This window comes from Brachybacterium sp. EE-P12 (assembly GCF_003711805.1).
GTDB lineage: Bacteria > Actinomycetota > Actinomycetes > Actinomycetales > Dermabacteraceae > Brachybacterium.
The window spans coordinates 164,380-188,633 of record NZ_QXCP01000009.1; the positions used below are offsets into that span (position 1 = coordinate 164,380).

General features: G+C 74.0%; 21 protein-coding genes and 1 riboswitch. Of the genes, 7 read left to right on the top strand and 14 right to left on the bottom strand.

Features of this window, described 5'->3' with window-relative positions:
• The first annotated feature begins 96 nt into the window (after positions 1-96).
• The gene (gene coaA / locus D1648_RS12965; RefSeq protein ID WP_122942514.1) at positions 97-1,053 is read left to right on the top strand and encodes a type I pantothenate kinase; all 957 of its coding nucleotides are present in this window, start codon (positions 97-99) and stop codon (positions 1,051-1,053) included.
• 226 nt (positions 1,054-1,279) lie between these two features.
• On the opposite strand, the gene glmM is transcribed toward coaA, so the two are convergent.
• Positions 1,280-2,626: a phosphoglucosamine mutase gene (glmM, locus tag D1648_RS12970; RefSeq protein WP_122942516.1), complete on the bottom strand. Its 1,347-nt coding sequence runs from the start codon at positions 2,624-2,626 to the stop codon at positions 1,280-1,282.
• 165 nt (positions 2,627-2,791) lie between these two features.
• Between glmM and D1648_RS12975 the strand changes: the two genes are divergently transcribed.
• A complete protein-coding gene (locus tag D1648_RS12975) occupies positions 2,792-6,163 on the top strand; it encodes a DEAD/DEAH box helicase (RefSeq protein ID WP_122942518.1) in 3,372 nt (1,123 codons plus the stop codon).
• Between the two features lie 87 nt (positions 6,164-6,250).
• On the opposite strand, the gene D1648_RS12980 is transcribed toward D1648_RS12975, so the two are convergent.
• From D1648_RS12980 to truA, 5 genes are all read right to left on the bottom strand, one after another.
• Positions 6,251-7,579 (bottom strand): CoA transferase, encoded by a 1,329-nt coding sequence (locus tag D1648_RS12980; protein WP_122942520.1) that lies wholly within the window; start codon positions 7,577-7,579, stop codon positions 6,251-6,253.
• Between the two features lie 143 nt (positions 7,580-7,722).
• Positions 7,723-8,991, bottom strand: a complete 1,269-nt coding sequence (locus D1648_RS12985; RefSeq protein WP_122942522.1) for a hypothetical protein — start codon at positions 8,989-8,991, stop codon at positions 7,723-7,725.
• Between the two features lie 265 nt (positions 8,992-9,256).
• Positions 9,257-9,757: a 30S ribosomal protein S9 gene (gene rpsI / locus D1648_RS12990; RefSeq protein ID WP_122942524.1), complete on the bottom strand. Its 501-nt coding sequence runs from the start codon at positions 9,755-9,757 to the stop codon at positions 9,257-9,259.
• Between the two features lie 51 nt (positions 9,758-9,808).
• Positions 9,809-10,252 carry a 50S ribosomal protein L13 gene (rplM, locus tag D1648_RS12995; RefSeq protein WP_122942526.1) on the bottom strand — a complete coding sequence of 148 codons (444 nt, stop codon included), beginning with the start codon at positions 10,250-10,252 and terminating at the stop codon, positions 9,809-9,811.
• Between the two features lie 315 nt (positions 10,253-10,567).
• Positions 10,568-11,569 (bottom strand): tRNA pseudouridine(38-40) synthase TruA, encoded by a 1,002-nt coding sequence (gene truA / locus D1648_RS13000; RefSeq protein ID WP_241155493.1) that lies wholly within the window; start codon positions 11,567-11,569, stop codon positions 10,568-10,570.
• A 181-nt stretch (positions 11,570-11,750) separates the two neighbouring features.
• Here truA and purD point away from each other — a divergent pair, with 181 nt between their 5' ends.
• Both purD and D1648_RS13010 read left to right on the top strand, forming a co-directional pair.
• Positions 11,751-13,025: a phosphoribosylamine--glycine ligase gene (purD, locus tag D1648_RS13005; RefSeq protein ID WP_122943315.1), complete on the top strand. Its 1,275-nt coding sequence runs from the start codon at positions 11,751-11,753 to the stop codon at positions 13,023-13,025.
• Positions 13,022-13,936: a phosphoribosylaminoimidazolesuccinocarboxamide synthase gene (locus D1648_RS13010; protein ID WP_122942528.1), complete on the top strand. Its 915-nt coding sequence runs from the start codon at positions 13,022-13,024 to the stop codon at positions 13,934-13,936. Before purD ends, D1648_RS13010 begins: the two co-directional genes overlap by 4 nt.
• Positions 13,937-13,984: 48 nt before the next feature.
• On the opposite strand, the gene D1648_RS13015 is transcribed toward D1648_RS13010, so the two are convergent.
• The 5 genes from D1648_RS13015 to D1648_RS13035 form a co-directional block, all read right to left on the bottom strand.
• A complete protein-coding gene (locus D1648_RS13015; RefSeq protein WP_122942531.1) occupies positions 13,985-16,453 on the bottom strand; it encodes an ATP-binding cassette domain-containing protein in 2,469 nt (822 codons plus the stop codon).
• Positions 16,443-17,087: an ECF transporter S component gene (locus tag D1648_RS13020; protein ID WP_122942533.1), complete on the bottom strand. Its 645-nt coding sequence runs from the start codon at positions 17,085-17,087 to the stop codon at positions 16,443-16,445. Before D1648_RS13020 ends, D1648_RS13015 begins: the two co-directional genes overlap by 11 nt.
• Positions 17,084-17,833, bottom strand: coding sequence for a Ykof family thiamine-binding protein (locus D1648_RS13025; RefSeq protein WP_241155494.1), 750 nt, complete (start codon positions 17,831-17,833; stop codon positions 17,084-17,086). The genes D1648_RS13020 and D1648_RS13025 overlap by 4 nt, the downstream gene beginning before the upstream one ends.
• A 37-nt stretch (positions 17,834-17,870) precedes the next feature.
• A riboswitch (TPP riboswitch) is annotated at positions 17,871-17,979 on the bottom strand.
• Between the two features lie 52 nt (positions 17,980-18,031).
• A complete protein-coding gene (locus D1648_RS13030; protein WP_255414293.1) occupies positions 18,032-18,754 on the bottom strand; it encodes a protein-L-isoaspartate O-methyltransferase in 723 nt (240 codons plus the stop codon).
• A 6-nt stretch (positions 18,755-18,760) separates the two neighbouring features.
• Positions 18,761-19,513 (bottom strand): MBL fold metallo-hydrolase, encoded by a 753-nt coding sequence (locus D1648_RS13035; protein WP_122942536.1) that lies wholly within the window; start codon positions 19,511-19,513, stop codon positions 18,761-18,763.
• Positions 19,514-19,734: 221 nt separating this feature from the next.
• On the opposite strand from D1648_RS13035, the gene purS reads away from it, so the two are divergent.
• Complete coding sequence (purS, locus tag D1648_RS13040; protein ID WP_122942538.1) at positions 19,735-19,986, top strand: phosphoribosylformylglycinamidine synthase subunit PurS; 252 nt, start codon at positions 19,735-19,737, stop codon at positions 19,984-19,986.
• On the top strand, positions 19,986-20,711 hold the full coding sequence (purQ, locus tag D1648_RS13045; RefSeq protein ID WP_122942540.1) for a phosphoribosylformylglycinamidine synthase subunit PurQ: 726 nt from the start codon (positions 19,986-19,988) through the stop codon (positions 20,709-20,711). Before purS ends, purQ begins: the two co-directional genes overlap by 1 nt.
• A gap of 194 nt (positions 20,712-20,905) precedes the next feature.
• On the opposite strand, the gene D1648_RS13050 is transcribed toward purQ, so the two are convergent.
• The 3 genes from D1648_RS13050 to D1648_RS13060 all read right to left on the bottom strand — a co-directional run bounded on the left by D1648_RS13050 (position 20,906) and on the right by D1648_RS13060 (position 23,877).
• Positions 20,906-22,228: a class I SAM-dependent methyltransferase gene (locus D1648_RS13050; RefSeq protein WP_122942542.1), complete on the bottom strand. Its 1,323-nt coding sequence runs from the start codon at positions 22,226-22,228 to the stop codon at positions 20,906-20,908.
• Positions 22,229-22,350: 122 nt separating this feature from the next.
• Complete coding sequence (locus D1648_RS13055) at positions 22,351-23,406, bottom strand: pirin family protein (protein WP_122942544.1); 1,056 nt, start codon at positions 23,404-23,406, stop codon at positions 22,351-22,353.
• 72 nt (positions 23,407-23,478) lie between these two features.
• Complete coding sequence (locus D1648_RS13060) at positions 23,479-23,877, bottom strand: MmcQ/YjbR family DNA-binding protein (protein ID WP_122942546.1); 399 nt, start codon at positions 23,875-23,877, stop codon at positions 23,479-23,481.
• A gap of 77 nt (positions 23,878-23,954) precedes the next feature.
• Between D1648_RS13060 and D1648_RS13065 the strand changes: the two genes are divergently transcribed.
• Entirely contained in the window at positions 23,955-24,155 is a 201-nt protein-coding gene (locus D1648_RS13065) for a hypothetical protein (RefSeq protein WP_122942548.1), read from the top strand.
• Positions 24,156-24,254: the final 99 nt, after the last annotated feature.

Genomic DNA, 24,254 nt, shown 5'->3' on the forward strand with positions numbered 1-24,254 from the left:
CATCGCGCCCTGCGCGGTGCTGACCGGGGCGCAGCCGGGAGGGCGGCGATGCACCGCTGCACGGCGCGGGCTCGAAATGCTGGAAGAATCTCCTGCATGAAGGCAGCAGCGGCGCACGCCACGGTCACCCCGTTCGAGGAGATCTCCCGAGAGGACTGGGCGCGGCTGTCACGGCAGACGCCGCTGCCGCTGTCCGAGGAGGACGTGGACCGGCTGCGCGGCCTCGGCGACCGGCTGGACCTCTCGGAGGTCGACGCCGTCTACCGGCCGATCTCCCGCCTGCTGAACATCCAGGTCGCGGCCGCGCAGTCGCTGCGTCGGGCGCGGGAGGAGTTCCTCGACCAGCACCAGCAGCGCACCCCGTACATCATCGGCGTGGCCGGCTCGGTGGCTGTCGGCAAGTCCACCACGGCCCGTCTGCTGCGCGAGCTGATGGCGCGCTGGCCCGACACCCCGCGGGTCCAGCTGGTGACCACCGACGGCTTCCTGTACCCCAACCACGTGCTCGAATCGCGCGGGATCATGCAGCGCAAGGGCTTCCCCGAGAGCTACGACCGCCGCCGCCTGCTGCGCTTCGTCGCGGACGTCAAGGCCGGCCACGAGCGGGTCGAGGCCCCGGTGTACTCGCACCTGACCTACGACATCCTCGAGGACGAGAAGGTGGTCGTCGAGCGTCCCGACGTGCTGATCGTCGAGGGCCTGAACGTGCTCCAGCCCGCCCGCCCCCGCCGCGACGGACGGCTGGGGATGGCGGTCTCGGACTTCTTCGACTTCTCGGTCTACGTCGACGCCCGGGTCGAGGACGTCCAGCGCTGGTACGTGGACCGCTTCCTGCAGCTGCGCAGGACCGCCTTCTCCGACCCGCGCTCCTACTTCCGCCGCTACGCCGATCTCACCGATGACGAGGCCGTGCAGACGGCTCTCGGGATCTGGCGCAGCATCAACGGACCGAACCTCACCGAGAACGTGGTCCCCACCCGCGGCCGCGCCGACCTCGTGCTGCGCAAGGACGGGAAGCACCGCGTCCACTCGGTGCTGCTGCGCAAGGTCTGAGCCCGGGCCCGCCTCTCCCCCGGACCCATCTCCACCTCGGGCCCGCCTCTCCCCCGGCCCCATCTCCACCCCGGGGCCACCTCTACCCCGGGGCCCGTCGTTCCGGATCCCTTCCGACAGACGGCGAGTGCTGCATCTGGACCGGTATTCGCACGGAATACAGGTCCAGATGCAGCACTCGCCGACGGGCCGGGCGGCCGGGCCGCCTCGGCCGAGGATCCGCGGCTCAGAGCCCGACGCGCTCGCGCACGACGACCGCCAGGCGCTCGGCGACCTCGCTCGCCTGCTCGTCCGTCGGCGCCTCGACCATCACGCGCACCACGGGCTCGGTGCCGGAGGGGCGCAGCAGCACACGGCCGGTCTCCCCCAGCTCCGCCTCCGCCGCGGCGATCGCGTCGGTGACGCCGCGGTCGATGGTGGCCTTGGCCTTGTCGACGTCCTTGACGTTGATCAGCGCCTGCGGGAGGCGGGTCATGACGGCCTTGAGCTCGCGGGCGGTGCGGCCGGTCTCGGCGATGCGCTGCAGGAGGTGGAGGGCGGTGAGCTCGCCGTCGCCGGTGGTGGCGTGCTCGGCGAGGATCACGTGCCCGGACTGCTCGCCGCCCAGGGAGAAGCCGCCGAGGTTCATCTCCTCGAGCACGTAGCGGTCGCCGACCCCGGTCTGGCCCAGCACGATCCCGTGCTCCTTCATCGCGAGCTTGAGACCGAGGTTGCTCATCACCGTCACGACCAGGGTGTCCTCATGGAGCTTGCCGCGCTCCTTGAGATCCAGGGCCAGGATCGCCATGATCTGGTCGCCGTCGATGATCTCCCCGTCGGCGTCCACGGCCAGGCAGCGGTCCGCGTCGCCGTCGAAGGCCACGCCGATGTCGGCGCCGTGCTCCCGCACCGCGGCCTGCAGCGGCTCGAGGTGGGTGGAGCCGACGCCGTCGTTGATCAGCCCGCCGTCCGTGCCGTCGCCGATCACGTGCACTCGCGCGCCGGCGCGGCGCAGCGCCTCGGGGCCGGAGAGCGAGGCGGCGCCGTTGGCGCAGTCGGCGACCACGGTCAGGCCCTCGAGGGAGCGGTCCAGCGTGCCGACGAGGTGGGTCACGTACTCCTCGATCGCGCCCTCGTAGCGGCTGATGGTGCCGACGTCGGTGCCCTGCGGGCGGTCCCACTGCTCGCCCAGGCGGGCCTCGATCGCGTCCTCGACCTCGTCGGGCAGCTTGGTGCCGCCGCGGGCGAAGAACTTGATGCCGTTGTCGGGGGCGGGGTTGTGGGAGGCGGAGATCATCACGCCGAGGTCCGCGCCGGTGGACTGGACGAGATGGGCGAGGCCCGGAGTGGGCAGCACCTCGGCGTCGAGCACGTCCACGCCCGCGGAGGCGAGCCCGGCGCTGACCGCGGCGGCGAGGAAGTGGCCCGAGGGACGGGTGTCGCGGGCGACGATGGCGCGCGGCCGGGTGCCGCCGAAGGCGCCGAGGGTGCCCAGCACGTGCGCCGCCCCCACGGACAGCTCGACCGCGAGCTCCGCGGTGATGTCGTCGTTGGCGCGTCCGCGCACTCCGTCGGTGCCGAAGAGTCGAGCCACGGGGTTCTCCTTGGAAGGGTCGGTGGTGGTGCTGCTCCCGCTGCGCGGCCGACGGGGAGCGTCGGCCCCCGCGCGCCGGGAGGACGTTGTGAGACTACCCGCCGCGGGCGTTCGATCCGTCGCGATCCCTCGTGCGCGGGACGCGTCGCGGGTTACGTTGGCGGGATGTCCGGATCGGTCCTGCTCCCCCGCCTGCTGCCCTCGGCGATCAGCCACCATGTGGGAGATCGCACGGCGGGCAGGAGCCTCGCCTCGGCGCGCGGCGGGAGCGTCGGCGAGGTGCACTGGGACGAGGCGAGCTCCACGGTCTCCGCACCGGTGACGGACGCCGACGGCGTCGAGCACCGCGCCGAGGCGGTCCTCGTCGAGTACGAGGAGGACGCCGTCTCGCGCCGCTTCCAGGCGCCGGGGCCGGGCGGGCTGTGGCGGCCGCGCTCCTCGCTCTGCGACTGCGAGGTGGGCGAGGCGTGCCTGCATGTCGGCGCGCTGCTGTACCGGACGAACGACCTCGCCGTCCGCGCTGCGAAGGAGGACCCGCCCGCGGAGTGGCGCTCGGTGCTGCGGCCCCTGCTCGGCCGCGGCACGGTCGCGGAGCGGTCCGGGACCGCGGTCGCGAAGCCGCTCGCGCTGCGGGTCGATCTCGAGGCGGCGACCTCGTCGGCCGGCTCCTCCCGCCATCATCGGGAGGTCGCGACCGCCGCGCACCTGGCCTCCGGGGCGGAGCTGTGGCTGGGGCTGCGCCCGGTCACGCGCGGCCGCAAGGGGCTGTGGATCAAGGGGGACCTCTCCTGGCGCAGCTTCGAGTTCCGCCGGGCCGGGCGGGAGTACGACCAGGCGCAGGGCGAGGCGCTCACACGGATCTTCGCGGCGGCGTCCGTGGAGCGCTCCTACACCTCCGGCGCGGTGGACCACCTGTGGCTGAACTCGATCACCTCGCCGCTGCTGTGGCAGGCCCTCGCCCATGCGCTGGACGCCGGGATCGAGCTGCTGCCCGGCAGCGGGCTCGCCTCGATCCAGCTCGCCGGCGCCGGGCAGGCGGGACTCGACGTGCGCGGGCTCGAGGGCGGGGACCTGGTGGTCGCGCCGCGGCTCGGGATCGCCGGGGCGGCCGACGACGGACCGGCGGGGGCGCCGGAGGAGGAGTCCGACGACCTGCCCGAGGACGCCCCGCGCCGCACGGTGCGCCTGCTCGGCGCGGCCGGGGTGCTCGAGGCGGCGCCGGCGGGCGAGGAGCTGCTCGCCGGCCGGATCGCCCCGCTGCCCGCCGCCGTCCCCCGGGATCTGCGCACCCTCCTGCACCGTCGGCGGGGGCTGACGATCCCCGCCGCGGACCGCGAGACCTTCCTCGAGGTCGCCTATCCGCGGCTGCGCGCGCTCAGCACGGTCACGAGCACGGACGGCAGCGTGGCGCTGCCCGCCGCGCGCCGCCCCACCCTGCACCTCGAGGCCGCCTATGCCGACGGGGACCGGCTCTCGCTGCGCTGGTCCTGGCGCTATCACGACCCCGAGCGCCGCCTGCCGATCGACCAGCGCCAGGGTGCCCGACGCGACATGGAGCACGAGGACGAGGTGATCGCCGAGGCGATGACCCTGTGGCCGCATCACCCTTCCGACGCCGCGCAGCTGCTCAGCGGCGTGGACACGGCCGAGTTCACCGCGCACGTGCTGGATGCGCTGGACGGCCTGGACCATGTGGAGGTCGAGGTCACCGGCACCCGCCACGCCTATCGCGAGCTCGACGGCGCGCCGCAGGTGCGCATCACCCAGCACGCCTCCCCCGGCAAGAACGACTGGTTCGACCTCGGCTTCGACATCACGATCGAGGGCCGGCAGATCCCCTTCCCGAGCCTGTTCGTGGCGCTCGCGCGCGGCCGGGACAAGCTGCTGATGCCGGACAAGACCTACTTCTCCCTGGACCATCCGGCCTTCGACGCGCTGCGCGAGCTGATCCGCGAGGGCGAGGCGCTCGCGGAGTGGGAGCCGGAGGTGCAGCGGATCTCGACGTTTCAGGTCGACATGTGGGACGAGCTCGCCGAGATCGCGGACCAGGCCGAGGCGAGCGCGGAATGGACCGCGAGCGTCGGCCTGCTGCGCTCCCTCGAGGACCGTCCCGTGCCGTCCCTGCCCGCCGGGCTGCACGCGGACCTGCGGCCCTATCAGCGCGAGGGCTTCACCTGGCTCTCGCTGTTGTGGGACCAGGGCCTCGGCGGGGTGCTCGCCGACGACATGGGTCTGGGCAAGACGGTGCAGACCCTCGCCCTGATCGCGCACGCGCGCGAGCAGTCCCCGGTCGCGCCGCCGTTCCTGGTCGTCGCGCCCGCCTCGGTGCTGCCGGTGTGGCGGCGGGAGGCCGAGCGCTTCGCCCCGGACCTGCGGGTGCGGGTGCTCGAGGGGACCTCGTCAGCCCGCGGCGGGCACGGCGAGGAGGACCTCGAGGGCGTGGACCTGGTGGTGACCAGCTATGCGGTGCTGCGCCTGGACGAGGAGCTCTTCGCCTCCCGCCGCTTCCAGGGCTTCGTGCTCGACGAGGCGCAGTTCGTGAAGAACCGCCGTTCCCGCACCCACCTCGCCGCGAAGCGGGTACGCGCGGGCATGCGCCTGGCGATCACGGGCACCCCGATGGAGAACTCCCTGGACGACCTGTGGGCGATCATGGACCTCGTCGCGCCCGGCCTGCTGGGCTCCGCGATCGGGTTCCGCCGGCGCTACACGCTGCCGATCGCCTCCGGCGAGGCGCCGGGACGGATGGAGCAGCTGCGCCGGCGCGTCCGCCCCTTCCTGCTGCGCCGCACCAAGGAGCTCGTCGCGAAGGAGCTGCCGGAGAGGCACGAGGAGGTGCTCACGGTGACGCTCTCGCCGGAGCACCGCGCGGTCTACGACTCGGTGCTGCAGCGCGAGCGCAAGAAGGTGCTGGGCCTGATCGACACGGATCTGGACCGCTCGCGCTTCATCGTCTTCCGCTCCCTGACGCTGCTGCGGATGCTGGCGCTGGATCCCTCGCTCGTGGATCCCGAGGAGTACTCCGACGTGCCGAGCTCGAAGCTCGAGGCGCTCTTCGACCGGCTCGAGGAGGTCATCGGCGACGGGCACCGGGTGCTGCTGTTCAGCCAGTTCACGACCTATCTGGACCGTGTCGCCGCGGAGCTCTCCGCGCGCGGGATCGGCTTCGCGCACCTGGACGGCTCGACCAGGGACCGCGACGCCGCCGTCAGCGGTTTCCGCGACGGGGACGCGCCGGTGTTCCTGATATCCCTGAAGGCGGGCGGCTTCGGCCTGACCCTCACCGAGGCGGACTACGTGTTCCTGCTGGATCCGTGGTGGAACCCGGCGGCGGAGAACCAGGCCGTGGACCGCGCCCACCGCATCGGCCAGGACCGGCAGGTGATGGTCTACCGGATGATCGCGGAGGACACGATCGAGGAGAAGGTCCTCGCCCTCCAGCGCCGCAAGGCCGAGCTGTTCGACGCCCTCACCGACGGCGGGGAGGCGTTCCGCTCCGCCGTCACCGCCGAGGACCTGCGCGAGCTGCTGAGCTGAAGCCTGCTGGGCGAGGCGCGGAGCGGTGGTCGACTGCTGGCGGATGGCGTCCCGGTACGACGATATATCCGTACGAGGACGCTATCGCTATCCGCCAGCACCTGACCATCGCCCCGCCACGCTCCCGCGCCAGACCGGCTCAGCGGCCCCGTGCTCGGGCACGTCCTGCTCGATCGTGTGTCCGTCCAGCAGCAGCGGGGGCGGCACCGCCTCGAGCCTCTGCTCCGTCCCGCGGGCGACCACGCGCACCCGCGGCACGGACGGCCCCGCGGCCTCCACCGCCGGCCCCACGACGTCGTCGGAGGCGGGCGGCCCGGCGGCGAGCAGGGTCCGTGCGGCACCGAGGAGGCTCGCCCGCACGGTGACGGCGCGGCCTGAGGCGAGCGCCCCGATCACGTGCGCGGCGATCCGGTGCCCGGTCGCGTGGTCGAGCGCCTGCACCGGCAGCGCCCCGGGCCGCTCGGCGCTCCCGCAGCGCACCGCGATCCCGGTCGCGGCCTGCACGATCGAGTCGAATCCGGGGCGCTGCCCCCAGGGTCCGTGCTCGCCCCAGGCGGAGAGGGAGACGATCACGGCCTGCGGGGCGAGGGCCTCGAGGTCCTCGGTGCCGAGCCCGTGCCGCGCGAGCGCACCGGGGCGGTAGCCGTCCAGGATCACGTCGGCGCTCGCAGCCAGCTCTCGCACCCGGACGGCGTGGTCGGGCCGGCGCAGGTCCATGGCGGCCGAGCGCTTGCCCATTCCGGTGGAGAGGTGCTGGGCGGGGATCTCGGGGCGGTGCGGCGGGTCGATGCGGAGCACGTCGGCGCCCAGGCAGGCGAGCAGCTGGGTGCAGGTGGGGCCGGCGATCACCCGGGTGAGGTCCAGGACCCGAACGCCGTCGAGGGGCAATGCCGGGAACGTCCCGCCCAGGACGTGCAGCGCCGGGCGCGCCCCGCGGTCGACGACCGTGGTCCAGGGCTCCCCGGCGGTCGCGAGATGGTGCGGGTGCATCTGCCACTCCTCGGCGGTGCGGACGGCGACCGCGATCCCGCCTGCCGCGGCGACCTCGTCCTCGATCTGCGCGGCCGGCCGGACGGCGAGGACGCGGTCGAGCCCGTCCCGGTCCCGGATCCCGTAGAGCTCCCGCAGCACCTCGGCATGGTGGGGGTAGTTCCCGTGCAGGCGCACCCAGCCGTCGGCCGCCCTGGCGAAGCCCGACAGCTCCGCCCACGCCTGTGCCGGGACGCCGTCGACGTGCAGGTGCTCGAGGGCGGCGAAGGAGGCGGCGGTGAGCGCGGGGCTCGTCGTGACATGGAGGTCGAGGCCCCGCGCGCGGGTGAGAGCGGCGGCGGCATCGCGGACCTGTTCGACCGCGTCGACGGCGAAGGTCTCGACGTCGAGGGGGCAGGCCCACCAGCGAGCGGAAGGGGCGTCCATCCGTCGGAGCCTACCGGCGTCGACGCCGCCACGACGGGTCGGCGAGGCACTGCCCGCTCGCGACCTGCAGCGTGCCACCTGCCGCCTGCCGGGAGGGGATGGTCATCTGCTGACCATCGCCCTGTCCCGCTCTCGCGCCGGGATCAGCGCGTCAGCGGCTCGTCCTCGTGCTGGGGCTCGGTCTCGAGCATCCGCTCGACCTCGAGCTCGATCGCGCCGGTGATCGTCTCCGGCTCGACGTTGGACTCCCCGGCGACGTCCTGCAGCATCGCCGCGTGCCGGCGGGAGAAGCGCCGCTCGGGATCGGTGCGCAGCGTGAGCAGGGCGCGCATGCGGAAGCGTCGACCGGTCTCCTCCACGATGGTGCCGCGCTCCTTCAGCCACCAGGTGCACACGATGAGGATCATGGCCATGCCGACGTAGCCGATCGCCGGGTAGGCGTAGCTCATGAGGTTGCCGAAGCCGGCGAAGCTCACCGCGTAGCCGAGGAGGCACGCGAGCAGGAACACGGGCCGGTAGTGCTGCGGCCGGCTCGCGGTGAGGCGTCGCCCGAGGGCGTAGAACATCCCGATCGCGGTGTTGTAGATCATCAGGAACACGACGATCACCATGAGCAGCGCGGCGACGGGGTGGATCGACTCGAAGATCCTCAGCATCGGCACCTCGGCACCCTCGGTCTGCGCGCTCGAGAGGTACAGGGTCACGCAGTTCATCAGCAGCAGCACGGAGAACAGCAGCCCGCCCAGGAATCCGCCCAGCCCCGCCTCGCGCGGATCGGGGACCGTCCCGCCGATCACGAGGCACATGGACACCCCGAGCAGCAGCGCCATGCCGGTGTAGTTCAGGCCAGACAGCCACCACGGCCGCACCGGGGAGTCGGCGAGCGTGGCGATCGACTCGAGGCCGGAGAGGTCCCCGGGCAGGGTCGTGAGGGTGTGGACGAAGGCGACGACGACTGCGACGACGATCAGGGGCGTGACCGCGGAGATGATGTTCGAGACCTTGTCGACGTCGAGCAGCCCGGTGACCATCACCAGCAGCGTCATCACGCCCGCGCCGATCCAGGCGGGGATCCCGAACTGCTGGTTCAGCGTCGAGCCGGCACCGGCGAGCATCACGAAGCCGACGGCGAACAGGGTCAGGGTGATCGAGACGTCCAGCGCCCGGGAGACGACGGGATGGGAGACGTGCCGGAACACCATGTTGTGCTCCTCGGCGAGGAAGTAGCTGCCCAGCTGGAGGATCACCACCCCGGCGGCGACCATGAGGACCCCGGCGAGCACGGCGCCCCAGATCCCGATCCGCCCGAAGGAGATGAAGTACTGGATCGCCTCCTGACCGGTCGCGAAGCCGGCGCCGACCAGCAGGCCGACGAATGCCAGGGAGATCTTCACCGAGCGCGCGAGCGACACGCATCCTCCTTCTCATTAGGTGTCCGGGCCACCGGCGCGCTCGACCGCAGTGGGGAGCATCGCGGGCCCGGTGGGCACCCGAGGCAGTGTACTCCTCTCCCGGAGCGCCGCCGGGCGGCCGGCGCCGTGCGCTGCGGCATCGCGCGCCGCGACGCCTCTTCGCACGCCCCCTGAGCGCGACGATGCCCCCGACCCGGAGGTCGAGGGCATCGTGCGCGCGGTGCGTCCGCGGCGGAGCGTGTGCTCCGCGCGGATCGCAGCCGGATCAGCGCTTGGAGTACTGCGGCGCCTTGCGGGCCTTCTTGAGGCCGGCCTTCTTGCGCTCGATGATGCGCGCGTCGCGGCGGAGGAACCCGGCCTTCTTGAGGGTCGGGCGGTTGTGCTCCTCGTCGATCTGGTTCAGCGCGCGGGCCACGCCGAGGCGCACGGCACCGGCCTGACCGGACGGGCCGCCGCCTGCGAGGCGCACGATCACGTCGAAGCGGCCCTGGAGGTCGAGGACCGTGAACGGGTCGTTGACCTCCTGCTGGTGCAGCTTGTTCGGGAAGTAGTCCTCGAGCGAGCGGCCGTTGATGGTCCACTGGCCGGAGCCGGGGACCAGGCGCACGCGGGCGACGGCGCGCTTGCGGCGACCGGTGCCGTAGCCCGGCGCGGTCGCGGACTGGCCGGTGCCGACGACGGCCTCGCCGGTCGACTCGGTGGTGAAGCTCGAGGGCGCCGACTCGTCGGTCACGGACTCGAGGGACTCGGGGGTGGTCTCAGTCACGGTTCTCCTTGGTTCTTCCGTGCGGCAGGGCGGAGTGGCGGGAGCCCCCGCTTACTGCGCCACCTGGTCGATGGTGAAGGGGACGGGCTGCTGAGCGGCGTGCGGGTGCTCGGAACCCGAGTAGATCTTGAGCTTCTTGATCTGCTGATCGGCGAGCTTGTTCTTGGGGAGCATGCCGCGGATGGCCTTCTCCACCGCACGCTCGGGGTTCTTCTCGAGCAGCTCGGAGTAGGGGATGCCGCGGAGGCCGCCGGGGTAGCCGGAGTGGCGGTAGGCGAGCTTCGCCTCACGCTTGTTGCCGGTCAGCGCGACCTTGTCGGCGTTGATGATGATGACGAAGTCGCCCGCATCCACATGGGGTGCGAAGACCGGCTTGTGCTTCCCCCGCAGGAGCTGGGCAGCCTGGGAAGCGAGCCGGCCGAGGACGACATCCGTTGCGTCGATGACGTACCAGGAACGCTCGACATCGCCGGGCTTCGGGGTGAACGTACGCACTCGTGCCTTCTTCTCTCGTGGTGGTGCCAGGGCGGCGGGACGCCGTCCGGGCACGGTTCGAATGGACCGTGGGCACGCTTCCTTCGGGTAAAAGCATGGCCCCTGTGGCTGCACCCGGCCCGCTCCGCTGACGACGCGACGGCGGGCCTGGATGTGGGTGAGATTCCCTTCTCGCGCCGGGCGTGAGAGAACGGCTGCGGAGTCGGGCACACATCAAGGCACAACGACCGCTCATCTTACGGGCCGCGCGGAGCGAGCGTCAACGCGGGAGGGGCCTCGCGGATGTGATCTCCGACCTGTCGCTCGCCGATGCGGTCACTCCCCGACGGCACGGTCCGCGACGGGTGCGTCGGCGGCAGACGCCCGCTGCGCCGGCGCGTCCGCGTCGGCTCCGTCGGGCTCGTCGACCTCGTCCTCGATCGGGAGCGGCGTGCGCAGCGTCCGGGTGCGAGCGGCCCAGGCGGCGAGCTCCTCGTCGGGCGGATAGGCGACATGCTCGAGGGTGAGCCCCTGCGGCGGGCACATCGGCGCGGCGCCGGCCCCGTCGCGGGTGGCGGACTCGCGGGTGCGGGCGGCGAGGACCTCCGCCGGCCAGCTCTCGGGCCGGCGCCCCTCCCCCACCCCGAGCAGCGCGCCGACGAGGGAGCGGACCATGTGGTGGCAGAACGCGTCGGCGACGACGGTCGCGACGATCAGCCCCTCGTCGGCCCGGCCCTCACCGGGCCGCTCCCAGCGCAGCTCGCGCAGCTCCCGCACCGTGGTCGCGCCCTCGCGCGGGCGGCAGTAGGAGAGGAAGTCGTGCTCGCCGAGCAGCGGCTCGCTCGCGCGGGCCATCGCGGCGACGTCGAGCGGCCGACGGTGGCGCAGCACGTCCCGGCGCAGCGGGTCGTGGGCGGCGGGCCCGTCGGAGATCCGGTAGCGGTAGCGGCGCCAGAGCGCCCCGAAGCGGGCGTCGAAGTCCCCGGTCACCTCGCGGACGACGTGGACGACGACGTCGGCCGGCAGCACCCCGGCGAGCCGGGTGACGAGCGCCTCGGCGGGACTGCGGTCGGAGCGGCCGGGGATCGTGGCGAGCACCTCGCGGGGCAGGTCGAGATGGCACACCTGGCCGCGGGCGTGGACGCCGGCGTCGGTGCGGCCGGCGACCGTGACCCTCACGGGCACGCGCGCGATGCGGGCGAGGGCCTGCTCGAGCTCGCCCTGGACGGTGCGCTGGCCGGGCTGGGCGGCCCAGCCGTGGAAGTCGGTGCCGTCGTAGGAGAGGTCCAGGCGCAGCCGGGCGGCGGCGGGTGCGGGGTCCGGGAGCTCTGCGGGCATGCGCTCGATCGTAACGGCGGCGCTCCCTTCCCGCGATCTCCCCGCGATCCGGTCCCGGCCTCCCCGGGCTCCGGACGAGATGCAGGTTGCGAAATCCCTGGTCCCGGCCGCGCGCACCGTCGCCGTCTCCGCCTGCGGGCACCTCGTCGGGGCACGGCCGGCGCTGGGTACGCTGACGCGCGTGAAGATCCTCGTCATCGGCTCCGGAGGCCGCGAGCACGCGATCATCCGTCGCCTCGCCGCCGACCGTCCCGCCCCCGAGCTGCACGCCGCACCCGGCAACCCCGGCATCGCTCAGCTCGCCACCTGCCACGACGTGAGCGTCGGCGACCTCGACGGCCAGGTGCGCCTGGCCGAGCAGCTGCGCCCCGCTCTCGTCGTGATCGGCCCGGAGGCCCCGCTCGTCGCGGGCGCCGCGGATCGTCTGCGCGAGGCGGGGATGACCGTGTTCGGCCCCTCGGCCGCCGCCGCGGTGCTCGAGGGCAGCAAGTCCTGGGCGAAGGAGATCATGGCCGCCGCGGGAGTCCCGACCGCCGCCTCCGTCACGGTCACCGCCGCCGAGGAGCTCGCCGCGGGCCTGGACCGGGTGAACCCGCTGGGCGATGTGCCCTACGTGGTCAAGGCCGACGGCCTCGCCGCCGGAAAGGGCGTCGTGGTCACCGAGGACCGGGACGCCGCCGTGGTGCACGCCGAGGCGGTGCTGACCGCCGGCGGGCAGGTGGTGCTCGAGGAGTATCTCGACGGCCCGGAGGTCTCCCTCTTCTGCGTCAGCGACGGCACCCGCGTGGTGCCCCTCGCCCCCGCCCAGGACTTCAAGCGCGCGCTCGACGACGACGAGGGCCCGAACACCGGCGGCATGGGCGCCTACTCCCCGCTCCCCTGGGCGCCGGAGGGTCTGGTCGACGAGGTGCTCGAGCAGGTCGCGCGCCCGACGATCGCCGAGCTCGCCGACCGCGGCATCCCCTTCGTGGGCGTCCTGTACTGCGGTCTCGCGCTGACCTCCCGCGGCCTGCGCGTGGTGGAGTTCAACGCCCGCTTCGGCGATCCGGAGACCCAGGTGGTCCTCGAGCGCCTCACCTCCCCCTTCGCGCCGCTGCTGCTGGCCGCGGCCCGCGGCGAGCTCGCCGAGGACGAGCAGCTCTCCTGGAGCGAGGACGCGGCGGTCACCGTCGTCGTCGCCTCTGCCGGCTATCCCGCCGCGGCCCGCACGGGCGATCCCATCACAGGGATCCGAGAGTGCGAGAGCCACGGCGCCCACGTCATCCACGCCGGCACCGCCGAGGCCGACGGGGAGCTGGTCAGCGCCGGCGGCCGGGTCCTGTCGATCGTGGCGCGCGGCGCGGACCTCGAGCAGGCCCGCACCCGTGTGCTCGAGGCGACCGCGCTGATCACGCTCGAGGGCAGCCACCACCGCACCGACATCGCCCGCCGCGCCGCCGAGGAGGCCACCCGATGAGCACCCCCGCCGCCCCGCTGACCGAGGCCCCCGAGTTGGAGGGCTGGGACCATGTCGTCTCCGGCAAGGTGCGCGAGCTGTACGTCCCCGCGGGAACGGATCCCCAGGCCGCGCAGGAGGTGCTGGTCGTCGCGACCGACCGCATCAGCGCCTACGACCACTCGCTGCAGCCCGGCATCCCCGACAAGGGCCGTCTGCTCACCGGGATCAGCGTGTTCTGGTTCGAGCAGCTCGCCGATCTCGTCCCGCATCATGTGCTCTCCTCGACCGACGTGCCCCGGGCCGTGGCCGGGCGGGCCCTGCGCTGCCGCGGCCTGGACATGGTGCCGCTGGAGTGCATCGCCCGCGGCTATCTGACCGGCTCGGGCCTGGCCGACTACCGCGCCGGCGGCTCCGTGGGCGGGCACCTGCTGCCCGCCGGGCTGGTCGAGGCCTCGCGCCTGGACCCGGCGCTGTTCACCCCGTCGACGAAGGCCGGTCCGGGCGAGCACGACGAGAACATCACCGTCGCACAGGCCCAGGACCTGCTGGGCACCGAGCTGACCGACGACCTCGAGGCGATGACCCTCGCGATCTACGAGCGGGCCCGGACCATCGCCGGTGAGCGCGGGATCGTGCTGGCGGACACGAAGCTCGAGTTCGGCCGCTCCCGCACCGACGGCACGCTGATGCTCGGCGACGAGGTGCTCACCCCTGACTCCTCCCGCTTCTGGTCCGCGGACACCTACGAGGAGGGCCGCGTCCAGCCGAGCCTGGACAAGCAGTTCGTGCGCGACTGGCTGACCTCCCCCGCCTCCGGCTGGTCGAAGGGCTCGAACACTCCGCCGCCGGAGCTGCCGGCGGAGGTCGTCGCCCAGACCCGCGCCCGCTACGTCGAGGCCTACGAGCGCCTGACCGGCACGACGTTCTGACCGTCACCGGGGCCGGCCCGGTCAGCCTCCGGACCGGCCCCCGCCGCGTCATCCGCTGAGCAGCAGCACCGCGGTGACGGCGAGCACCACTGCGGCCACGAGCGCGGCATCGGCGCGGGTCAGCGGCGCGGTGCGCCACTGCGTCCGCTCGGCCGTGCCCAGGCCCCGGGACTCCAGGGCGAAGGCGATCCGGGCCGAGGAGCGGATCGCGTCGACGAGCAGCGCGAAGGCGCAGCGGAGCATCGCACGGGGCCCGAGCCGGGCCGGGGAACCGTCGGCCGACGGGGGCCGGCGCAGACGATGGGCGCGCGTGATCGTCTCCCAGCGCCGCGGCAGGTCCTCGAGCAGGCGCTGACCGGCCAGGAGCGCGAGGGCGATCCGGGCCGGGAGGCGGGCGTGGTGGCGCAGGCTCGTCATGGTGCGGCCGGGGTCGCTGGCCCGGACCACGGCCACGGCCCCGAGCCCGATCGTCAGCGCCCGCAGGGCGAGCGCGGTGCCCAGCACGATCCCTTCGCTCGTGACCCGCACGGGCAGCTCCGGCCAGGGCTCGTGACCGGGCCGGCTGAGCACGTTGACCATGAACACCCCCGCGGCGAAGAGCACGAACGGCGCCTGGGCGCGGGCCATGGCCAGCGGGCCGATCCGCAGGCCGAGCATCGTCCCGGCCGCCAGCAGCAGGTACAGCGCCAGCAGCGGGACGGGGTCGGTCAGGGCGATGCACACGACGCTCAGCGCCGTCAGCAGGCCGAGCAGCACGGTCGGATCCCTCCGGGCGAGCGGGGCGCGGGGTCGCGGGAGCGGGTCCAGCGCTGTGAGCGGGTGGTCCGTCGCGGAGGGGGCCGGGGTGCGCGGACCCAGCATCGGGCCGGACTCATCGGTGGCGTGCGAGCCGGTCTCCTCCGGTGCGCGCAGGGCGGGCCCTGCCGTCCCTGCCTCGTCCGCCGCCCGCAGCCCGGCTCGGCGCAGCAGCGCCGCATCGGCCAGGAGCTCGTCCGGCGCGAAGGGACCCAGGAGGCGCCCGTCCGCGATGACGACGACCTCGTCCGCCGCCTCGAGGGTGTGCAGGTCGTGGGTGGTCATGACGACGCCGCGTCCCTCGTCGGCGGCCTCCCGCAGCAGGGACAGGACGGTGCCCTGCGCGGCCCGGTCCAGGCCGTAGCCGGGCTCGTCGGCCAGGAGCACCGGCCGGTCCGCGAGGAGCATCGCGCCGAGGGAGAGGCGGCGCTGCTGTCCGCCGGAGAGACGGTACGGGCTCTGCGAGGCCTGGTCCGCGAGGTCGAGACGGCCCAGCATCGTCTCCTGCGCGGCGGCGGTCGCGCCGGAGGCCCCGAGCTCGCCGGCGACCGTGTCGGCGACGAACTGGGACTCGGGGCGCTGGAGCACGAGGCCCGTCCCGGCCCCGTCGAGGGTTCCGGCCCGCAGCGGGTCCAGGCGCGAGAGCGCGCCGAGCAGCGTGGACTTCCCGGCCCCGTTGCGGCCGACGACGGCGAGCAGGCGCCCGGCACGGACGGTGAGGTCGGCGTCGGTGAGCACGTCCCGGCCGGGCGGGCCGAGCCTCGCGCCGCGCAGCCGCAGCAGCTCCTGGCCGGTGGGTGCCGCCGGGTCGGGAGCGGAGCGCTCACATCCGTCGGCCCTCGCTCCGCCCTCGAGCTGCGCCCCGCCGTCGATCTGCTCCTCGATCTCCCTGGGCAGCCAGCTGCCCTGCTCCCGCAGCGCGGGGCCGTGCGCGGTGAGCACCTCGCGCGTCGGCCCGTCGGCGAGGACCCGGCCGGAGCGGTCCAGCGCGATGGTGCGGGCGGGGAGCCCCGCGATCCCGCGCTCCCCCGCCCAGTCGTCCAGGCGGTGCTCGACCAGCAGCAGCGCGCAGCCGGTGCTCTCCACGGCGACGTCGACGGCGCGGCGCACCGCGGCGACCCCGTCGGCGTCGAGCATCGCGGTCGGCTCGTCGAGCAGCAGCAGGCGCGGCCCGGCCGCGATCGCCGCGGCGAGGGAGGCGCGCTGCAGCTGCCCGCCGGAGAGGGTCGCGGCGCTGCGGTGGGCGAGCCCGCCCACGCCGAGCGCCGTGAGCGTCTCGTGGACGCGGGGACCGATCCGCTCCCGGGGCGTGCAGGCGCTCTCGAGCGGGAGGGCGACGTCGTCGGCGATCCGCGGGAGGCACACCCCGTCCACCGGGTCCTGCCCGAGATGGCCGAGCACGGGCGCGGCGGCGAGCACCCCGCCGGCGACCGGGTCGACGTCCCCGGCCAGGCGCACCGAGCCGGTGACCCGGCCACGCTGGTGGGACGGGATCGCCCCGGCGAGTGCGCGCAGCAGGGTCGACTTGCCGGAGCCGGAGGGGCCGAGCAGCAGCACCTGCTCCCCGTCGTGGATCGTCCCGCTCCAGGGGCCGACGCCAGCCCCGGAGCGCAGCACCACCTCGAGCCGGTCGACCACGAGCACCGGGGCGCCGGGACGCGTGCTGATCCTTCCCGCTGCGGCATCCGGCGCCACCGCGGCTCCGGCCCGCTCAGCGGACACGGCGCTCGGGGATGGTCCCGCCGCTCGCGGCGCCGATCGCGAAGTCGGCGAGCACGCCGGTGCGCTCGAGGGCGCGGACGATCACCTTCGCGAGCAGTCCGCCCAGCACGATCCCGGAGAGCACCTGGATGCCCAGGCGGATCGTGAGCAGGTCCTGTCCGTACCAGCCCATCCGGTACGCGGTCCAGAAGAACACCAGGCCCGCGCCGAGCGCGCCCGAGGCGGCGAACACGCCCCAGCCGTAGCGGCGGTAGCGGGTCAGGGCGAAGGGCAGCTCGGAGCCGAGCCCCTGCAGCGCCGCGGAGAGGATCAGCAGGGGGCCTGCGGGGCTGCCGAGGAAGACCACCTCGATGGTCCCGGCGAGCATCTCGGCGAGGATGCCCACGCCGGGCCGGCGCAGGATCGCGATGGCGATCGGGGCGACCAGCAGCCAGGACCCGAACACGAGGTGCTGGGAGAGGTCCCCGGCCGGCCCCATGGCGATCGCGAGCGCGTTCCAGGCCTGCACGAACACCCAGTACAGGAACCCGAACACCACCCCGAGCACCACCACCAGCACCAGCTCGCGCAGGGTCAGCGGGGTGCGTCGGCGGGAGCCGGGCTCCTCCTCCGGGGCGAGGTGCGGGGCGGTCATCGGATCGCCTCCTCGTCGTCCGCGCCCGCCCGCTCGCGCAGCTCGTGGGAGGGGCTGTTCAGCGAGAGCGTCAGGTGGCTGGTGACGTGCTGGACGCCGCGGCCGACGAACAGCCAGCCCCCGAGCGCCGTCGCGATCACGTCCCCGAGATCGCCCTCGAGCCGGGTGACGAAGTGCTCGGAGCCGCGGAAGGTGCCGAGCTGCCGGGCATGGTCGATCGCGGCGTGGATGTCGCGCATGTGATCGGGGGCGGTGCCGTCGACGGCCACCTCGTCGGCCAGCGGGTACACCGCCCACTCGGCGCTCGCGAAGCGTCCGGTGCGGCGCGGTGCGGGCACCGCGGCGCTGCGGGGGCCGGCGCCGCCGGGCAGCTCGCACACGACCTCGCCGGGGCAGCCGCGGGAGAGCAGCACGGACACGGTCGCGTGGTGCCCGGTGCGGGCGAGCGCCTCGGCGAGGTCGATCAGGACGCGCTGCAGATGGGTCTCGTGGCCGCCGAGATAGGTGGAGACGTCGCCGGTCTCGCGCACCAGTCCCGTGAGGTCCAGCCGGGAGAGGGCGTCGGTGAGGATCCTGGCGTAGTCCTCGCTCATCACGGCGGCGGTCACGCGGGCGCCGACCCCGAAGCCGAGCGGCGTGGCGGTCGGATCGGCGGCCTGGGCGGCGTCCGGGGCGGCGGGCGAGTCGGTGTGCACGTCGACGCGCGGGACGTCGACGGATGCGGTGGCCGAGGGCGGTGTGGTCACGGTCCATGCCTTTCGAACGGGCACGGGCGCGCGGCGACGATCGCTCGGCGGAGCTCCCTGCGCCGGCATGATCCGGATCAGGTTCTACGGTCGGAGTTCGAGTACTCCCTCTCAGCCCGGCTCACCGGACTCCCGTGCACATCCGGCACCCTATCTGCTCCGGCGCCGTTCGTCCCGCCCGGTCCGCTCCGGGGATGCTCACTCGGACGGGTCCTCGACCAGCGGCACGAAGACATAGGCGCCGTGGCGGGTCACCTGCAGGTCCTCCTCGCGGCGGACGACGCGCAGCATCCGCTCCCGCACCGGGATCACCATCACGCCGCCGTCGGCGAGCTGCGCGGTGAGCGCGGAGGGGAGGTGGTCTGCCCCGGCGGAGACGAGGATCCGGTCGTAGGGGCCGTCCTCGGGCATGCCGAGGACCCCCGGCCTGGCCTGACGGATCTCGGCATGGGCGGCATCGCCCGACGCGCCTGCACCCGCACCCGCGTCCGCAAGTGCCTCCGCGAGCGCCTCCCTCGCCGGTCCGAGCAGCGGCGCATGGCGCTCCACGCCGATCACCCGCCCGCCCGGTCCCGCGAGGCGGGCGAGCAGCGCCGTGGTCCAGCCGGAGCCTGCGCCGAGGTCGAGCACCCGGTGCCCCGCACGCACGTCGAGCAGGGTCAGCATGTCCCGCACGGTCGTGGGCTGGGAGCTGGTCTGCCCGAGCCCGATGGGCAGGGGATGGTCCTGCTCCGCGAGCTCCTGCAGCTCGGCGGGCAGGAACCGCGCCCGCGGCACGGCGGCGACGGCGAGCGCGACCCGGTCGGCGGCGCTCGCCGTGAGTCGACCGCCGGCGCCCGCCGCGACCCGGTCGTCAGCGCCCGACGCGGATCGACCGCGGCCGGTCCCGTCGTCCTCGGGGATGCTCTCTCCGGTCGCCACGGCCCCTCACCCCTCGGCTCGTCCCCGGCCGACCTCGACGACCCCGTCGGCCGGCCAGTCCCGCACCTCGGTGCCCTCGGGGGCGAGGGCGGTCGACTGTCGCAGGTAGATCGCGCGGCCCGGCTCGCTCGCGACGCCGTCGTGCACCGGCAGCGCGAGGCGCGGCCCGACGGCGCGCAGGAAGTCGATCGTCTCCGACATCTTCGACCAGGGCGCGGTGACGGCGAAGGCGAGCACGTCGATGCCGTGGAACTCCGTCACCGGCTCGAGGGAGTCGCCCGTGATGCCCAGGCGCGGTCCGTCCCCGGCGGCCAGGACGATCCCGCAGTTGCCGACGCGGGGGATGTCGGGATGGATGATCGCGTGGCGCCCGCCCACGGCCTGGACCTGCAGCGGCGGATGCGCGCCGACGGGGGTGAACAGGTGCGACTCCCCCGCGGCGAGGGGGATCACCCGATCGCGCTCGAGCACGGGGCGATCGCCCTCGTCGCCGTCGGGGGCGGTGCCGGTAAGGAGCCGTGCGGTCTCCGGCTCGGCGATCACCTCGGCGTCCGGGGCGGCGCGGAGCACCTCGGCGAGCAGGCCGGGGTCGACGTGGTCGGCGTGCTGGTGGGTGATCAGGACGGCGTCGAGGCCGACGAGGGGCTCGGCGCCGAGCTCGCGCACGGCCCGGGTGCTGAAGCTGCCCGGGTCCACGAGCAGCCGACGGCCGGCGACCTCCACGAGCAGGCATGAGTGGACGAGGTGGCGGATCTTCATCGGTTCCTCCCGGGGGTCGAGGTCTCGTGCCCTCGAACCTAGTCCCCGCACGCCGCACGGGCCAGGGCGCCGGACAGGACGGGGGCGGCCACTGGCGCCACGCCGTGGGCATCCCGTCCGCCGCCGTCCGCCCCTCGGTACGATGGGAAGGTCGGGTTCTGCCCGGCGCCATGACCCCTGCCGCCGCCGCGCGCGCCCGTCGTCCCCTCAGGAGAGCACCCATGCCACGTGTCGTGGTCCACGTCATGCCGAAGCCGGAGATCCTCGACCCGCAGGGCAAGGCAGTCGCCGCCGCGCTGCCGCGCCTGGGCTTCGAGGGGATCTCCTCGGTGCGTCAGGGCAAGCGGTTCGAGCTCGAGGTCGACAGCGAGGTCACCGACGAGGTGCTCGCCTCCCTGCGCGAGGCCGCCGAGACCCTGCTGTCGAACCCGGTGATCGAGGACGTCGTCTCGATCGAGGTCGAGGACGCCTGATGCGCATCGGTGTGGTGACCTTCCCCGGCACGCTCGACGACCGGGACGCGCTGCGCGCCGTGCGTCTGGCCGGGGCCGAGCCGGTCTCCCTGTGGCACGGCTATGCGGACCTCAGGGACGTCGAGGCGATCGTGCTGCCCGGCGGCTTCTCCTACGGCGACTACCTGCGGGCCGGGGCGATCAGCCGCTTCGCGCCGGTGATGGACCAGGTCGTCGACGCCGCGAAGGGCGGGATGCCCGTGCTCGGCATCTGCAACGGCTTCCAGATCCTGTGCGAGACGCACCTGCTGCCGGGCGCGATGATCAAGAACGCGCACCGCTCCTTCATCTGCCGCGACCAGCCGCTGACCGTGGAGAACACCCGCACCGCCTGGACCACCGGCTACGAGGCCGGCCAGGTGATCCGGGTGCCGCTGAAGAACCAGGACGGCCAGTACGTGGCCGACGAGCGCACCCTCGCCCAGCTCGAGGACGAGGGCCGCGTGGTCTTCCGCTACGCCGCCGGCGCCACCCACGGCCCGGCCGGCTTCGAGCAGAACCCCAACGGCTCCCGCCACGACATCGCGGGCATCACCAACGCCGCAGGGAACGTGGTGGGGCTCATGCCGCACCCCGAGCACGCGGTCGAGGCGGGCTTCGGCCCGGACGAGCCCGGCGCGGGCACCCGGACCGGCACCGACGGCCTGACGATGTTCACCTCGGTGCTGCGCAGCATGGTCGCCTGACCAGCGCAGCCTCGCTCCGCCCGGCCACGCCGCGCAGCCTCGCTCCGCCCGGCCACACCGCGCAACCACGCCGCGCAGCCACACCGCGCAGCCACGCCGCGTGTCAGGTTCTGAGCCGCTTCCGATCCGGAAACGGCTCAGAACCTGACACGGGCCGGTCGCGAGCGTCGTGAGCTGAGACCGGCCCGACGTCCTCAGTCGTCGCTGCTGCCCTCACCGCCGTCGTGGCCGTCGCTGCCGGCCTCGCCGCTCTCGCCGGCGTCACGGGTGCCCCGGCCGGCCACCGCGCTGAGCACGGTGAAGCGGCGGTCGCGGGCGCGCTGCCTCACCTGCGGGAAGCGGGCCTCGACCTCGCCCCGGTAGCGCAGGTGGGAATTGTGCACGAACCACAGCTGCCCGCCGGGACGCAGCACCCGGACCGCCGCGTCGAGGAGGCCCTGCACGAGCGTCGCGTCCACGACGGTGCCGTCGTGGAAGGGCGGGTTCAGGACGACGAGGTCGACGCTCCCCTCTGCGACCTGCGAGAGGGACTCGTCCCACGCCACCTCCACCCCGTCGCGGTCCAGCCTGGAGGCGGCGAGGGTCGCACGGGTCGCGGCGACGGCATCGGCGTCGTCATCGCTGCCGAGCACCCGGGCCTCCGGCAGGGCTGCGGCGAGATAGGCGGTCAGCAGGCCGTTGCCGCAGCCGAGGTCGACCGCAGTGCCGGGGCCGGCCGCCGAGGCGGCCCCGGCCCCCGGCCCGGTCCCCGTCGCGTCGAACTCCTCCGCGTGCGCGGTCACGATCTCCCCGCTCAGGAGCGCGGCATCGAGCGCGCCCACCAGCAGGAGCGAGCCGGCGTCGGCCCGCGCCCCGCCGAACACGCCGCCGACGCCGCAGAGCACGAGCTCGCGACGCTGGCCCCGCACCGTCACGGTCGCGCGGCCGGGCACCGGTTCGGCGATGGTGGTCTCCGGTCGCGGCGCGGAGGCGATCAGGGCGCGGGACTTGCCCAGCCCGCGGGAGCCGCGCACCTCGGCGAAGGCGGTCGCGAGGACGTCGTTCTGCGAACGGGTCATGTGCTTGATGCGGCCGCCGGCGACGAGGGTGAGGTCCTCCCGTCCGCCGCGGGCCGCGAGGACGGCGAGGCGACGGGCGAGGTCCTCGAGGGCCGCGAGCGACTTCGGCAGACGGGCGAGGACGAGGTGCGCCTCGGCGCCGGCGGCGAACTCCTCGAGCGGGACGGGGTCGTCGCCCGTCGGCAGCACGAGCCGCCCCGCGGCGAGCGAGCCGGGAAGCAGCCGGGCGAGAGCGGCGGTCGCCGCGCACGAGGTGCCCCAGGACCAGACCTTCGCCTCGGACTGTGCCGCGACGAGCTCGAGGGCGGCGGCGGTGAGCGCGCCGGTCGAGTCGCCGAGGACGATCAGGTCGCAGGGGCATCCGGTCCCGCCCTCCTCCTCGGCGGCGCGCAGGATGACCCGCTCGGTCTGATCAGGAGCAGGGACATCGGGGAGCGGTGCAGGGTCGAAGCTGGTCACATGAGCCTTCCGGGAGGGGAGCGGCCCGGCGGCGGGGCGCAGGGCGGCTGTGGGGAGCAGGGCGGTCGATAGTCACGGGCAGGTCCCGGGCGAGCCCTGCCGAGCGGTCGCGGGGTGCTCGCTCAGGCGTGCATGCCCCGTCGGCCGCGGGAGCGCAGACGCCCGTGGGGCAGGGCCGGGGCGGGCAGCGCGGAGGGGGCGTGCGAGGCGAAGGGGCCGAACTGCTCGGCGTCCTCCGCCAGTCCCGCGCGTTCCCGGGCGATCCCCGCGATCGGAGCGTCCTCGAGGGGCAGCTCGACACCGATCTCGGCCTGGTAGCGGGCACGGAAGTCGACGATCTCCTCATGGCTGCGACCGACGAGGTTCCACCACATCACGATGTCCTCGCCCAGAGGCTCCCCGCCGAGGAGCATGAGGCGCAGGTCCTCCTCCCCCGTCGCCGCGATCTCGAGATGGTCCACATCGTCGGGCAGCACCACGAGCTCTCGCGCGGAGACGTCGGTGCTCGGCGCGGTGCCGTCCCGGGTGGTCGCGAGGTGGGCGGTGCCGCGGTCCACGAGCACGCCGTGCTCGTGACCGGGATCGAGGTCGAGCCGCAGCGTGCTGCCGGCGCGCAGATCCAGCTGTGCCATGCCCAGCGCCGTGTCGGTGACCACGGGGCTGCGGCTGGTGAGGAGGTCGCCGTCCCCGTCCACGCCGTGCAGCGTCCCGAGGCCCACGCGGGCGCGGGCGGTCCCGGTGGCGACCTCCTCGGGGGTGTGGACGGTGAACTCCCGGTCGCGGAAGCGGGCGCGGTCGGGCAGCGCGTACCAGAGCTGCACACCGTGGAGGACGGTGGTGTCGAGGGTGGAGAACTCCGAATGGGTGATGCCGGAGCCTGCGACCATGAGGTCCACGTCCCCGGGACGCACGAGAGCGTGGCTGCCGATCGAGTCGCGGTGCGTGATCGCGCCCGCGAACAGCCAGGACACGGTCGCGAGCCCGGTGTGGGGGTGGCGGGCGACGCGCATCCCGCCGGTCGCGGAGACGTCGTCGGGCCCGAAGTGGTCCGCGAAGCACCAGGCGCCGATGAGAGAGGTGCGCCGAGCGGGGAGGGTGCGGTGCACGGTCATCCCGCGCGGTCCGCCGAGCGGCACCTCGCGCGGCTCCAGCAGCACGAAGTCCTCGAAGGTGGTCATGGCCCGAGTCTAGGCGGCGGCGCTCGGCCGCCCGGCCCGGCCCCGGCCACCTCGCTGATTTCCCCCCCCGACTCAGCTGCCGCGCGTCTCGAGCTGCGCGATCAGCCGTGCCGGGGCGACGGTGCGGTAGGACTCCTCGATCAGCTCGGCGAGCTCGACGAGATCCGTGTCCTCTGCGAGGTCCAGGCCCAGCCAGCCGGAGGGCCCGAGATAGGCGGGCACGAAGCTGCGCGCCTCCTGCGCGAGCGCGGCCCGCTCACGAGGGGGCAGGTGCAGCAGGACCGCCTGCGAGTGCTGCTCCCACTGACCGTCGACCTTCCGCGAGCCGCCGTAGTAGCAGTGCACCTTCACGGTGTGGAAGGCGGGCCGGCCATGGCTGATCTTCTCGCTCGCCCCGGGCAGGGCGAGCGCGATCGCGCGGACGCGCTCGAGCATCGGATCGTCGTCGTCGAACATCTGCGGATGCGCCATGGCGGAATCCTGCACCGTCCCGGACGGGAGGAGAAGGGGGCTGAGGGTGCGGGGTGCGAGTGTGATGAGATGGCCGCATGGACTCGATGGCCTTCTACCTGCTGCTCGTCGTGGCCCTGATCGATGTCGTGTTCTCGGCCTGGTTCATCCGTCAGGGGTTGAGAGCGAGACGCCGCTCCTCGGAGGGCCACCCCCAGCTGTTCCTCGGCGGGATGATGCTCGTGGGGTCGGTCCTCATCACCGCAGTCGCATTCCTCCTGTTCTCGCCGCTCGGCTGAGAATCGCGCGGTCTCGACCATGTGGGCGGGGCGCTCTCCCGCCGTCGGCCGCCGGGACGATCCCCGCCGCGCCGGGTCCCGCCATCGCCCGTAGGCTGG

Coding starts and splice junctions, on each gene's coding strand:
- coaA (WP_122942514.1), top strand. CDS start 97: ATGAAGGCAGCAGCGGCGCACGCCACGGTCACCCCGTTCGAGGAGATC.
- D1648_RS12975 (WP_122942518.1), top strand. CDS start 2,792: ATGTCCGGATCGGTCCTGCTCCCCCGCCTGCTGCCCTCGGCGATCAGC.
- D1648_RS12980 (WP_122942520.1), bottom strand. CDS start 7,579: ATGGACGCCCCTTCCGCTCGCTGGTGGGCCTGCCCCCTCGACGTCGAG.
- truA (WP_241155493.1), bottom strand. CDS start 11,569: ATGCCCGCAGAGCTCCCGGACCCCGCACCCGCCGCCGCCCGGCTGCGC.
- D1648_RS13010 (WP_122942528.1), top strand. CDS start 13,022: ATGAGCACCCCCGCCGCCCCGCTGACCGAGGCCCCCGAGTTGGAGGGC.
- D1648_RS13020 (WP_122942533.1), bottom strand. CDS start 17,087: ATGACCGCCCCGCACCTCGCCCCGGAGGAGGAGCCCGGCTCCCGCCGA.
- D1648_RS13035 (WP_122942536.1), bottom strand. CDS start 19,513: ATGAAGATCCGCCACCTCGTCCACTCATGCCTGCTCGTGGAGGTCGCC.
- purS (WP_122942538.1), top strand. CDS start 19,735: ATGCCACGTGTCGTGGTCCACGTCATGCCGAAGCCGGAGATCCTCGAC.
- purQ (WP_122942540.1), top strand. CDS start 19,986: ATGCGCATCGGTGTGGTGACCTTCCCCGGCACGCTCGACGACCGGGAC.
- D1648_RS13055 (WP_122942544.1), bottom strand. CDS start 23,406: ATGACCACCTTCGAGGACTTCGTGCTGCTGGAGCCGCGCGAGGTGCCG.
- D1648_RS13060 (WP_122942546.1), bottom strand. CDS start 23,877: ATGGCGCATCCGCAGATGTTCGACGACGACGATCCGATGCTCGAGCGC.
- D1648_RS13065 (WP_122942548.1), top strand. CDS start 23,955: ATGGACTCGATGGCCTTCTACCTGCTGCTCGTCGTGGCCCTGATCGAT.